Origin of the sequence: Mesorhizobium sp. WSM1497 (assembly GCF_001672455.2) — a bacterium.
Taxonomy (GTDB): Bacteria; Pseudomonadota; Alphaproteobacteria; order Rhizobiales; family Rhizobiaceae; genus Mesorhizobium; species Mesorhizobium ciceri.
The window spans coordinates 5,069,441-5,082,228 of the sequence record NZ_CP021070.1 but is presented as its reverse complement, the minus strand read 5'-3'; the positions used below and the strand labels follow the sequence as shown (position 1 = coordinate 5,082,228).

10 protein-coding genes and 1 tRNA gene are annotated in these 12,788 nt (G+C 62.9%); 4 read left to right on the top strand and 7 right to left on the bottom strand.

What is annotated here, in order from left to right:
- The first annotated feature begins 71 nt into the window (after nt 1-71).
- The gene (locus A9K65_RS24965; RefSeq protein ID WP_013532297.1) at nt 72-1,853 is read left to right on the top strand and encodes a glucan ABC transporter ATP-binding protein/ permease; all 1,782 of its coding nucleotides are present in this window, start codon (nt 72-74) and stop codon (nt 1,851-1,853) included.
- A gap of 107 nt (nt 1,854-1,960) precedes the next feature.
- Nucleotides 1,961-2,737: a heme ABC transporter permease gene (locus A9K65_RS24960; RefSeq protein ID WP_064995465.1), complete on the top strand. Its 777-nt coding sequence runs from the start codon at nt 1,961-1,963 to the stop codon at nt 2,735-2,737.
- Nucleotides 2,738-2,758: 21 nt separating this feature from the next.
- Here the strand turns inward: A9K65_RS24960 and A9K65_RS24955 are convergent, their stop codons facing one another.
- Complete coding sequence (locus tag A9K65_RS24955) at nt 2,759-3,817, bottom strand: D-TA family PLP-dependent enzyme (protein WP_063173644.1); 1,059 nt, start codon at nt 3,815-3,817, stop codon at nt 2,759-2,761.
- Between the two features lie 190 nt (nt 3,818-4,007).
- Between A9K65_RS24955 and A9K65_RS24950 the strand changes: the two genes are divergently transcribed.
- Entirely contained in the window at nt 4,008-4,694 is a 687-nt protein-coding gene (locus A9K65_RS24950) for a D-lyxose/D-mannose family sugar isomerase (protein ID WP_064995499.1), read from the top strand.
- Nucleotides 4,695-4,780: 86 nt separating this feature from the next.
- Here the strand turns inward: A9K65_RS24950 and A9K65_RS24945 are convergent, their stop codons facing one another.
- From A9K65_RS24945 to A9K65_RS24915, 6 genes are all read right to left on the bottom strand, one after another.
- Nucleotides 4,781-5,929, bottom strand: coding sequence for a L,D-transpeptidase (locus A9K65_RS24945; RefSeq protein ID WP_348629574.1), 1,149 nt, complete (start codon nt 5,927-5,929; stop codon nt 4,781-4,783).
- A 567-nt stretch (nt 5,930-6,496) separates the two neighbouring features.
- Entirely contained in the window at nt 6,497-8,176 is a 1,680-nt protein-coding gene (locus tag A9K65_RS24935) for a hypothetical protein (RefSeq protein WP_064995464.1), read from the bottom strand.
- Nucleotides 8,177-8,294: 118 nt separating this feature from the next.
- Nucleotides 8,295-8,933: a hypothetical protein gene (locus A9K65_RS24930; RefSeq protein ID WP_064995463.1), complete on the bottom strand. Its 639-nt coding sequence runs from the start codon at nt 8,931-8,933 to the stop codon at nt 8,295-8,297.
- A 264-nt stretch (nt 8,934-9,197) separates the two neighbouring features.
- Nucleotides 9,198-9,554, bottom strand: a complete 357-nt coding sequence (locus A9K65_RS24925; RefSeq protein WP_024505762.1) for a hypothetical protein — start codon at nt 9,552-9,554, stop codon at nt 9,198-9,200.
- 151 nt (nt 9,555-9,705) lie between these two features.
- A tRNA-Gln gene (locus A9K65_RS24920) sits at nt 9,706-9,779 on the bottom strand.
- A gap of 187 nt (nt 9,780-9,966) precedes the next feature.
- A complete protein-coding gene (locus A9K65_RS24915; RefSeq protein WP_027162446.1) occupies nt 9,967-10,899 on the bottom strand; it encodes a lysylphosphatidylglycerol synthase domain-containing protein in 933 nt (310 codons plus the stop codon).
- Nucleotides 10,900-11,266: 367 nt separating this feature from the next.
- On the opposite strand from A9K65_RS24915, the gene A9K65_RS24910 reads away from it, so the two are divergent.
- Complete coding sequence (locus A9K65_RS24910) at nt 11,267-12,625, top strand: Ppx/GppA phosphatase family protein (RefSeq protein WP_027162445.1); 1,359 nt, start codon at nt 11,267-11,269, stop codon at nt 12,623-12,625.
- Nucleotides 12,626-12,788 lie beyond the last annotated feature (163 nt).

Genomic DNA, 12,788 nt, shown 5'->3' with positions numbered 1-12,788 from the left:
TTTTGCGACGTATCAACCGGTACGAATAAAATGATGCAGTGCACAATAAACAGCGTGGCGGAGTAACTGGGGTGACCCTTCTGCAAATCTACTGGCGAGCTCTCGGTTATCTGGCCGCGGACAGGAAACGCGTTGCGTTGATCTGTTCGGCCAACGTGGCTCTCGCCATCGTAGCGCTTCTCGAGCCGATTATGTTCGGTCGCGTCATCGGCGCCATCTCCGAGCGTGGCTCTGTCTTCACCACGCTGGTCATGTGGGCCGGTCTCGGCGCCTTCAACATCGTTGCCTTCGTCATGGTGGCGCGCGGCGCTGACCGTTTCGCCCATGCTCGGCGCAGCGAAGTGCTTTGCGAGTCGTTCGAGCGCGTGATCACCATGCCGCTCGCCTGGCACCATCAGCACGGCACCTCCAATGCGCTGCACACGATGCTGCGCGCCGTCGAAACCCTGTTCAGCCTTTGGCTCGAATTCATGCGCCAGCATCTGTCCACGGCTGTCGCCCTCGTGCTGCTGGTCCCGACCGCGATCAGCATGGACCTGCGCATGTCGCTGGTGCTGCTTGGCCTCGGGCTGCTCTATGTCGGCATCGGCCGGATGGTCATGCGCCGCACCAAGGCGGGCCAGGCCGCGGTCGAGCGCCACTACCACAAGGTGTTCGCGCATGTGACCGACTCGGTCAGCAACGTTGCGGTGCTGCAGAGCTACAATCGCCTCGGCCACGAGGCCGATACGCTGCGCCGCTACGTCAAGAACCTGCTCGACGCGCAGAACCCTGTGCTCGACTGGTGGGCGCTGGCCAATGCCTTGCACCGTCTGTCATCGGCAATCTCGATGCTGATCGTGTTGTCGATCGGCTCCTATCTCGTGACTCATGGTCAGTTGGGTGTCGGCGACGTCATTGCCTTCACCGGTTTTGCCACGATGCTGATCGCTCGCCTCGACCAGATGTCGGCTTTCGCCAACCAGATTTCCGAGGCCCGTGCCAAGCTCGAGGATTTCTACCATCTCGAGGACTCCGCGGCTGATTCCGCCGAGCCGGACGGCTTGCGCGATCTTTCCAACGTCACCGGCCATGTGCGCTTCGAGAATGTCGGCTTTGAATTCGCCAATTCCGGCCAAGGCATCGACGACGTGTCCTTCGAGGTGCAGGCGGGCCAGACCGTCGCCATAGTGGGCCCGACGGGTGCCGGCAAGACCACGCTCATCAACCTGCTGCAGCGTGTCTTCTCGCCGTCCCATGGCCGTATCCTGATCGACGGCATCGACACCCGCACCGTGACCCGCAAGTCGGTGCGCCATTCGATCGCCACGGTGTTCCAGGATGCCGGCCTGCTCAACCGCTCGATCGAGGACAACATCCGTGTCGGCCGCGCCGATGCAAGCAATGACGAGATCCATGCCGCCGCCAATGCGGCTGCCGCACAGGACTTCATCCTGTCCAAGAGCAATGGCTACGACACGGTGGTTGGCGAACGTGGCGGCCAGCTGTCGGGCGGCGAACGTCAGCGCATCGCCATTGCCCGTGCCGTGCTGAAGGACGCACCGATCCTGGTGCTCGATGAGGCGACCAGCGCGCTCGACGTCGAGACCGAGGACCGCGTCAAGGAAGCGATCGACGAACTGCGCCGCGACCGCACCACCTTCATCATCGCCCACCGCCTGACCACCGTTCGCGACGCCGATCTGGTCGTGTTCATGGACAAGGGCAGGGTGGTCGAGATGGGCGGCTTCACCGAGCTGTCGCTGCGCAATGGCCGCTTTGCCAGCCTGCTGCGCGCTGGCGGCCTGCTCAACGACGAGGAGGTCCGCCGCCTCAGCCGCACCGTGCTGCAACAGCAGGAAGCGGCCGCCTGATCAGGCACGTCTCTGCTTTCTCCCACAGGGGAGAAGGCAAAGCGCTGCAGCCCTGCGACACCACCGCTCGATTGCCCCGAACGCCGCGGCGGTTTATGTAGAACCGCATGAGCGACACGAACTCACGCCTGACAAGCTGGATGGATCTCGCCAACCCGACGCGCTTCGTCGGGCTGGCGGACAAGGTCGTGCCATGGCTGGCCACGATCGCCGCACTGATCCTCGCCGTCGGGCTCTATATGAGCTTCGCCGCGCCTGAGGATTTCCAGCAAGGCATCACCGTTCGCATCATGTACATCCACGTGCCTTTCGCCTGGCTGGCCATGATGTGCTACACGCTGATGGCGGTTTCCGCACTCGGCACGCTCGTCTGGCGGCATCCGCTGGCCGATGTCGCGCTGAAATCAGCCGCCCCCATCGGTGCGGTCTTCACCGCGCTGGCGCTGATCACCGGTTCGATCTGGGGTAAGCCGATGTGGGGCACCTGGTGGGTCTGGGATGCGCGGCTGACCTCGGTCTTCGTGCTGTTCCTGATGTATCTCGGCATCATCGCGCTGACCCGTGCGCTCGACGATGCCAGCCGCGCCGCCTGGGCCGCCGCCATCATCACGCTGGTCGGCTTCATCAACATCCCGATCATCAAGTTCTCGGTCGACTGGTGGAACACGCTGCATCAGCCGGCCTCGGTGTTCCGCATGGGCGGCTCCACCATCGACCCCAGCCTGCTGTGGCCGCTGCTGGTGATGGCGCTCGGCTTCACCGTGCTGTTCTTCGCGCTGCACCTGATGGCGATGCGCACCGAAATCCGCCGTCGCAGGATTATCGCCATGCGCAGGGTCGCGGCACGGCAGGCGGAGCGCTCTCCCCCTTCTCCCCTTGTGTGAGAAGGCAAGACGCTTCTTAGTTCACCCCATCCTTCCGCGCGCCGCCACAGGCAGCGTTTCCAGCACTTTGTCGCCGTCGACCAGGTTGACCTCGTTGAACAAGTTTGTGACGACGCAGCAATGGTCGGGCACGACACGCACGCGCTCGCCGATGCGCAATTTGCCGTCACCCGAAAGCGTGACGGTGCCGTGCTCCTCGCTCAGGCCCGTCACCCGCGCTCCCGGCACGCCGGGCAACTCGCCGAAATCGGCGAGACCCAGCGTGTCGCTGGACAGCGCCTTGCTGCCGGCATCGAGGATAGCGCGCGTCGCGGTGGGATGACTGACCACCGTCGACAGTACCGTCAGCGCGCAATCGTCGAGCGTGCCGACGCCTTTGGCGACCTGATAGCGGTCGAGATAGATGTAGGTGCCTGGACGATACTCCGTGACAACAGATGTATCGCTGGAGCGCCACATATCCGGCGTGCCGCCGCTGGAGATGCGTTCGCAGGCGAGGCCCGATGCGGCCAGCGCCTGCTTGGCGTCGGCGAGCCAGGCTTCGGCCTCCGCTGCCTTCCCGGCGGCCGGGTAGGTCATCAGTCCTCCGAAGGCGAGGCCACCGGCTCTGTCGATCTGTCTTGCCAGCGCAACCGCTTCATCGGCCGACTGCACGCCGCAGCGTCCCATGCCGGTGTCGCATTCGACCAGCACCGGCAGGCGATGACCGGCATCGGTGAAGGTGGCTGCCAGCCCTTCGAGCGTCTCCATGCTGTCCGCTGTCACCGACAGGGTGACGCGCCCGTGCAGCGCCAGAAGCCGCTCCAGCTTGGCGCGCCCAAGGATGTTGTAGGGAAGAAAAATATCGGTCAGCCCGGCATCGGCCATCACCTCGGCCTCGCCGATCTTCTGGCAGGTGATGCCGACGGCGCCGGCCGCCACCTGCTTCTTCGCCCAATAGGGCAATTTGTGCGTCTTGATATGCGGCCTGAGCTTCAGCCCGTTCTTGTCGGCATGCGCCTGGGCGCGGGCAATGTTGGCTTCGGCGCGCGTCGCGTCGATGAGAATCGACGGCGTATCGAGGTCGTGGACGGTCGGCATCATCTTTCACCCCATGAGGAATCCGCGGGTTTTATGGCCCTGAAAATCCGCGATGTCACGCGGCCAGCGAAGCGGATCTGTGGTCCATGCGCCTAAGCGCAAGGCCGGGCAGGCGGCGAGATGGATCGACACCGCATCGACGTTCGGCTATGCGATTTGCCAGACAAATCGATACGAAGGGATCATGATCATGAAGCGCTCCGCCATCAACGACATCATCCGCGAAGCCGACGCTTTCATCCGCTCGTTCGGCTACATCATGCCGCCCTTCGCCTATTGGTCGCCGCAGGAGGCGAAGGCGCGCCAGGCCGACTCCGCGGCCGTGTTTACCTCGCGGCTCGGCTGGGACATCACCGATTACGGTCAGGAGAAGTTCAAGGAGCTCGGCCTGTTCCTGTTCACCGTTCGCAACGGCCGCTACGAGGACATGAAGAAGGGCATGGGCATGCTCTATGCCGAGAAAATCATGATCTCGCGCAAGGACCAGCTGTCGCCGATGCATCGCCACAACATCAAGGCCGAGGACATCATCAACCGTGGCGGCGGCAAGCTGGTGCTGGAACTGTTCATGCACGACCGCGACGGCGGCATCGATCCCAAGGCCGAGGTTTCGGTGCCGGTCGACGGAACCATCCACAGGCTGCCTGCGGGCGGGCTCCTGAAGCTCGACCCGGGCCAAAGCGTCACGCTGCTGCCCGGCGTCTGGCATGCCTTTTGGGCCGAGGGCAAGGATGTGCTGATCGGCGAGGTCTCGACCGTCAACGACGATCTCACCGACAATGTGTTTCGCGAACCGATCGGCCGTTTTTCCAACATCGACGAAGACGTTGCCCCGATCCATCTGCTGGTGTCCGACTACGAGAAGTGGCTGGGGTAAGGGGCCGCTCCACGCCCTCGGCGACGCCAGTCACACGACCGTGTGACTAGTCACACGGTCGAAAGTGGGTAGGCCGTAGCGCCTACCTACTGCGATCCCTGTTCGACCGATCCTGCCGCTTCGTCCTTGAAGACGACCTTTGTGCCTTTTCGCACTTCGGAGGCGAGGTCTTCGGCATCCCAGTTGGTCAGCCTGATGCAACCATGCGAGAAGGTCTTTCCGATCTTGCCTGGGTCCGGCGTCCCGTGAATGCCGTAGCTATCGATGGACAAGTCGATCCAGACCGATCCCACCGGATTGTTTGGCCCGGCAGCGATCGTGAAGGGGCGCTTGGTCTTCACCCCCTTGAAGGCAAACTCGGGATCGTAATGATAGGTTGGGTGGTGCACCACGCGTTTGACCTCCGCCTGGCCACTCGGCGCGGGCTTCTCCTGGCTTCCGATCGAGGCGGGGTACGTCGCAAGCACTTTGCCGGAAGGGTCAAGCACCCGAACCTGGCGAGCGCTCTTGTCGACCTCGACGCTCGCGATGTCTTGCGGCGGATCACCTCGGGTGACAGCTGGCACGAGCAGCTTTTGCCCCGCCTTCCTGAAGCCGATGCCGGGATTGAGCCGTTCAAGCAGTTGCTCGCTGATGTGGAAGCGCTCCGCCATCTTTTCCAGGGCATTGTGGTAGGCCAGCCTGGGCAGGCGGGCCATCCTCTCCATGCGCGCCGGAATTCGCCTGGTGAACGGCCCATGCACATCCTTGCGTGTCAAATCGTAGGTCTCAATCGCGGGGCGCGAGGAGGTCGCGACCAGCTTGTCCCATGTCTCGCGGGTGAGCTTGCCGTCGGCAGGCAATCCGTTGGCCGCTTGGAACGCACTGACTGCCCGGGTGAAGTTCTCCGCCTGGCGGCCATCGATCAGGCCTGGCGAGAAGCGTGCACGATCCAGGAGGATTTGCGCCTTCAGCACGGTCGCACTGACGCCTTTCGCTTCGCTGCCGTCAAATTGGGCGTTGTTGACGGCGGCCGCGTCCAGTTTTGCCGCCGCCGTTGCATCGCATGCGATGACGAGCATGGCGACCGCGACAAGAACGAGCCTGATCATGGAGGTCACACTCCCGTATGGGCACCTGCTTCTATGACGTCGCACGGCCGATCTGGTTCCATTTCCTGCAGTTGCGTCCGACTGCCGAGTGCCGTGCGCGCAGTGAACCCGGACCAGGAGCACCCGGCGGTGGCGCGGGTGCATTGTTGATAAGGGTCCGCCATCATCAAGATGAATGGCGACTCCCGTCAGCGCATGTGTTGGCTTCAGAACCGCAGAGACCGGAGCGACAACGGGCCAACGCCCGATTGAGTCCGTCTCCACAGGCTCGGTGACCGAGGAGAGCCAGGATGCAATTTCCTGCCCAGAAGAACAAAGGACCGGCTCAACCAGCCGAGGATGAGCGCCAGGCACGGCTTGAGAAAACAGCCAGGCTCAAGCAGCTTCGCTCCTATGCTTCCTGGCTTTCGTCTGACCCAAACGCCCAACTTCACGATGAGATAGACTGTTCCGTGCTGATCGAAGGCGTGGGGCGACGCAGCATGGAGCCTTGGCTGATCGGCAGGTGACATACCCGGGCGGCGAGGTTTCCACCGCCAACGACGATCTGGTCGACAATTTGTTTGGCTAAAGCAGTTCACCGTTTCACGGAAACGGCGACCCGCTCTAACTCCTTGTTATGACGCAATTCCGGACGGAAAACCGTTTCACACTTTTCCTGGAATTGCTCTAGCCGATCGGCCGCAACAGTGGCGATAGGCAGACTTCGCGTCAGTGACAGCAGCCTTGCTGCGCGCTCGTCCTGCACAGGCAGGACGAGGTGATCGGTACGTCCGCCTTGGCCAGCGCCGCTGCAAGGCTTGTCTGCAATGTCGGCAATTCATCGGTCTCGCCGCGCCGTTTCAGGCATTCCACAAGCCCGTGCAATGCCCAGACATTGTTCGGATGCTGGGCACAGCGCTGCACCTTGCCGCTCAGGCCCAGATCGTCGCGATAGACCTGTTCTGCTTCCTGCGCGTGACCCTGGTCGAGAAGCAGCGCCGCCAGCGCATGGCGCGGCGGGTGCATCCAGGCCCACGGCTCGGTGTAGGACAGATTGTCGTCAAGCTCGACCGCCTGCCGCAAATGGCCATACGCCTCCTCATGCCGGCCCTGGTGGTACGCGAGCTCGCCGTCGAGCAGGGCGGCACCGACAGCCAGCGAAGCTTGCGCCGGGTTGCTGAGGAAGCGCCGCTCGGGCGCAATGCCTTTCAGATGCCGATGGAACTCTTCGCGCTCACGTTCAGCCTCAGCGAAATGCTTGAGCGTCGCATGCGCCACACCCTTGGCGTAACGCTGCATGGCCGCCGTCAGCACATAGAGGCCCGGCTCCTCGGTGATCGGTTCGTCGATGATCTCCTGCCAGCGGCCGAAGCGCACCTGCACATGCGATTTCATCGCATGGTAGCCTTCCACCGTCTGCGTGAGCTTTGGCCGGCCCTGGATGGCGACCACGTCGCGCGCGACCAGGCTGCGCACTCTGTCGGCCGCCCACAATGCAGGCTGGTACTGGCCCGACAACATGCAGGTGAACATCATCAGATGCAGATCGTGGCAGCAGCCGAGCAAATAATAGGTCGGCTCGTCGGCATAGGCGAGATAGAGGTCATTGGCGCGCACCGCCTTTTCGCTGGCGCGCTTTGCCTTTTCATACTCGCCGCATAGCACATAGATGTGCCCCGGCATGTGGTTCATGTGCCCGGCATCGGGGCACATTTCGCCGAGCAGATCCGCTGACCGCATGCCGCGCTCCGGCATCGTGGACATTTCCAGGAGATGGATGTGCAGGTGGACGATCGCCGGATGTTGTGCTGCGCCGGCCTCATCGGCAAGCCGGATCGACCGCTCGCAGACGTCGAGCGCCTCGACGACATCGGAATTCGGCGCCGGCGCGCCGGTCTTGAGGTTCCACAGCCGCCGCACCGTGCGCATCATCAGTGCTTCGACCAGCAGTGCCATCACATCATGGTCATCGGGAAAGTCCCGATACACAAGCCGCATCGCGGCGGCATAGGCGTCATCCCAACGTTCGAATTCCTCCAGGCTCACCCGGTGTGGCTTCTGGAAGCGGGCGGCCAGCGCCTCGATCAGCCGCTTCTCGATCTTACTGGCGGCAGCCGCATTGGCCCGCGCCAGCTGGACATGCTCGAAGCAGCGCTTGGTCGCGCTGTCGGCCTCGGCCTCGCCATGCTCCTTCCAGGTCAGATTGTAGAAAGGCCCGGCGGCATAGGCGATGCCCCAATGGACCATCGGACAGTCAGGATCTGTTTCGAGCGCCTTCTCAAAACACTTGATGCCTTCTTCATGGTTGAAGCCGTAGCACCAGTTGAGGCCAATATCGAACCAACGCTGGGTTTCTGTCGAGCGAGTGGAGATGGGGCGGCGGTAGGTGCCGAGGTCGAAGCGGTCCATGTGGTCTCATTTCAATTCTGATTGCCAGCGAGCCAGCTCTGGTCAGACTCCTTCGCCATCAATGTGTGCCGAAACTGGCAGGCATGGCAAACGCACGAGTGCCATCGCTGCTTTGCTTTCAGGTATTTCCGCCACCTTTGGCCAGCGTTTCGTTTTGCCAGCCGGCTAGCTCTGGCAGGTCGTCAAGCCAGCTTTTCTCCGTCATCAAGGCATCGCCGGCCTGCGGAGCAGCCTCAGTGGCGTTTTGGATGAGCCAGTCCATCCACTTCCGATAGGCAGCCGGGTCCAACTGGGGCGGCAGCACCTTGGCCTTGGCCAGCATGCGTTTGCGGAAACTCACCTGCCTGCGGAGTTTCGTCGTCGTGAATTTGATGGTCTTGCCTTGGTATTCGACCGTCCAGCGCCCGTCGCCGTGGCTGGTGAGCCTGTCGATGGCGAAGCCGACGTCCACCGGCCTATCCCGCCACGGAAGCTCGACCGCATTCTTCCTCAGATCGAGTGCCCATCGCCTGTAGTCGGTCCCGGCACGCTGGGGCGGCAGCATCCCAGCCTGTTCGAGTATCTTCCTGCGGAAGGTCGGCTGCTTCTTGAGCTGGCCTGTCGTCAGCTCGATGCGATGCCCGCGGATTTCGACATGCCAGCGGATCCTGCCATTGCCGAAATACTTGACCAGCCTGTCGATGACGAATTCGTCGTCGGAGAGCGTCACGCAGCCTTGGCTGATGCGTTCGAGAATGAATCGGCTGTCACTGACCATTACGCGTTTGCCCCATGCTCCTCGATGTAGCAGAGGCCGGGTGCCGGGAGTGGAGCGCGACCGGAATCGGCCTCGGCTTCATCGAAGGAAATCACGCAGCCGAGGCGGTCTACAGGAAGGCAGGGTATGTGACGACACGGCGCGCGATGCGGCGAACGCCGGAATAAATATGCCGGCTCGTCGGATCGACTGGTGTTGCTGGCGGTGTCTTGAATTTCACGCTTGGCGCGTTCGACGGGGTCGCTGGTACAGCGCTCCACTCGCTTAATCTGGTGCCATCTGGCAATTGGGGCCAATCCATTTATTTGCCGAAGTATCGAGTTCATTGTCCATGTCGGAGGCGCTGCATACAGGATACCGATCATCACCGCGCCGAGCCATACTTAAGGACTTATACCGGCGAAGGAGTGCATCGTGATCTTGGGGCTGTTGGCCTTGTCGCTGCGACGAAAGCTTCATCATGCAATTGGCAAAAGCATCCGTGCCTTGTTTAAAACCAAAGCCGGTACACTGCGCCTTGTCTTCCGCAGTCTGGGTTTGACTGGCATTCCCCTTGTCTGTCGTGCAGCCAACCAAGAAAGTAACGAACATCAGAAATCCGATGAAGACCAACGCGCGCATTCCGTTCTTCCTTCGATAATTTCGATCCTTTGACGATCCTATAAATGTCACCCCGCCGCAACCCACCATAGCTGGGATCCCGTCAGGTGGTCGCCAGGGAGCATTTCACGATGATGAGCGTTGGTGATTGTTTTGATCGAGAGAAGAGGAGTGGCTGGGGAACCTGGATTCGAACCAGGACTAACGGAGTCAGAGTCCGTGGGTCTACCGTTAACCTATTCCCCAGCAGGCACGATCTTGAATATCACGATAAACGTGAAAACCGTGCGGGCCGAGCGGGCAAGCCGCTGTGAGCGCTGCCTTGTAGCCGCCAGCGGAAAATAGTCAAGCCTGCTCTGTGCTTCAATGGCACGTTTCGACAGGACGCCACACTTCAGATGCCGGCGCGCGGCGCCCAGTCCTATTCCACGCCTCAAGGCTCCGTCCGGCTGAACTGCGAGCGTTCGAAGAACAGCACGATGCCCAGGCCCAGAATCAGCGGGACGATCAGGTAGAACAGCCGGAACACCAGCAGCGCCGCCAGCACGCCGACCGGATCCATGTCCGACAGGCCGGCGAGGAACACCACCTCGAACACGCCGAGTCCGCCCGGCGCATGCGAGATCTGCGCGATCGAGAAGGAGACGAGGAAGACGCCCAGTATGACGAAGTAGCCGGGATTGTGGGCCGCGGGCAGGGCGAAGAAGATGATCGCGGCGGCGGCCAGCAGTTCGATCGGGCCGATCAGCAACTGCCGGGCGACGATCGGCAGCGCCGGATAATGCAGCTGAAAGCTGGCGATCTTCAGCGGGCGCAGATGCAGCCAGCTGCCGAAGACATAGGCGGCGACGAGCAGCAGCATCGCGATACCGGCCGCTTCGGACAGGCCATGATGGGCGATGCCGGAAAATCGGTCGAGTATCTCAGGCTCGAACACCAGAACGAGGCCCGAGGCCAAAATCGTCGACAGCACGAAGGTGATCCAGCAGACCGCCACCAGCACGCCGACATCCTGTCCGGTCAGGCCCCTGGTACCGTAGGCGCGGTAGCGGATGACGGCGCCCGAGAACACCGAACCGCCAATGTTGTGCGACAGCGCATAGGTGGTGAAGGAGCACAGCGTGACGAACAGCCACGACACGCGCTTGCCGATATGCAGAAGCGCGATGTGGTCGTAGCCGGCGAGCGAAGCATAGGCGATGATCGAACTCAGCGCGGCAAGAACCCAGCCGCGGGTCGGAATGGCAGCGATGCCGTCCCAGACATCGTCGAGCGAAATGCCGCGCAGTTCGTGCCAGAGCAGCAGCAGCGAGAAGATCACCGCCGCGATGCCGACGACCGGCCAGAAATAGCGTCTCCAGTTCATTGCCTGACTGCCATGCGTTGCGGGGTCCGCTTCCTTTTTTCGTGGCTGGTGGGAGGCCGGCTTTGCCGGATTCTTCCGCTCATTTCAGAAATGCCTCATCGAAGCCGGCTATTCAACCGCGAACCCTTGTCGCAGCGGCGGCCGGCAAGATTTGTCCGTGGGGCGACCGAAGAGATGCCGGCAGGCGTTGCGCCGGCAACGGATTCATCTCACGGTGGCACCGGAACGGCGGTCAGCGGCCTGCCGGTAAAATTCGGCATGCGGCTCTTGGTGATCGGGCACGGCGCTGTTAGTCTGGCGACAACTTAAAACACTGAAGCGCCTGCTGCGTCCATCATAGGTTCGCGCGGCGCCGGAAGGAACGACAGTGGAAGACCACGATACCGGCGCCGGCGCGCCGGAGGTGGGCGTGTCCAGCGCTTCCCAGCGGTCGGCTGACCCGGGGAACGCAAGCTGGCAGCAACGCCGCCCGACGGAGCTCCGCTCCGCAGACGGGCAGGCGGGCGACGCACCCCACAAAGGCAAGCCCAAGAAGCGGCGCAAGCGAAGGCGCGGGCGCAAGGTTTTTGCGCGCGAGGAAGCGCGCCCCGCGGAGAATCGATCGCCGGCGCCAGGCAAAACCGGTGCCCCGGCGGCGGAGGCCCACAGACCGGCGGAAGCGGTGATCTCGCCCGCCGCTGTTGTGCCGCGGCCGGAACAAGGCGCCCGTCGGCCGCCGGTCCATGAGCTTCCGGTGTTTGCGGCGCTTGACCTCGGCACCAACAATTGCCGGCTGTTGGTCGCCGTGCCGACGCGGCATGGCCAATTCCGCGTCATCGACGCCTTTTCGCGCATCGTCCGGCTGGGCGAGGGGCTCACCGCCAATGGCCGGCTCGGCCAGCCGGCGATGGACCGCGCGGTCGAGGCGCTGAAAATCTGCGGCGACAAATTGCGCAACCGCAAGATCAGAAAAGCCCGGCTGATCGCCACCGAGGCTTGTCGGACCGCCGAAAACGGCGTCGAGTTCATCGACCGCGTCGAACGCGAGGCCGGCTTGAAGCTCGAGATCATCGACCGCCAGACCGAGGCGCGGCTGGCGGTGTCCGGCTGCGGCTCGCTGGTCGAGCGCGACACCCAAGGCGTCGTGCTGTTCGATATTGGCGGTGGCTCGTCGGAAATCGCGCTCATCGATCTCGCCGGCCGCCGTTCGCCGAGGTTGGCCAATCATATCGTGTCGTGGACGTCGCTGCCGGTCGGCGTCGTCTCGCTGGCCGAGCGCTTTGGCGGCCGCACGGTGACGCGCGAGATCTTCGCCGCCATGGTCGATGACGTTGCCGGCCGGCTGGCCAGCTTCGACGGTCGCGATCGGCTGAGCCATCTCAAGGCCAGCCCGAATTTCCATCTGCTGGGCACGTCCGGAACGGTGACGACGCTGGCCGGTGTCCACCTTGAACTCGAGCGCTACGATCGCCGCCGTGTCGACGGGCTGTGGATGGACCGCGACAGCGTCGATCGCATGGTCGAAAGACTGGTTGGCTGGGATTTCCAGCAGCGCTGCGCCAACCCTTGCATCGGTGCCGATCGCGCCGATCTGGTGCTTGCCGGCTGTGCTATCCTCGAAGCGATCCGCGCCGTATGGCCGTCCGAGCGGCTGCGCGTCGCCGATCGTGGCCTGCGCGAAGGTATTTTGAGCGAACTGATGGCCGATGATGGCGTCTGGCGCAACGATGGGCGTGGCAGAGCGTGAACAGTCGACCCCCACTCCGTCGAGCTACGCTCGACACCTCTCCCCCGATCGACGGGGAGAGGAAAGGCGTGAACTTATGCAGGCTGGCTCCCTTCCTCTCCCTCCGGAGGGGGGAGAGGTGGCTCGGCGAAGCCGAGACGGAGTGGGGGAAGCCGTTCACGAA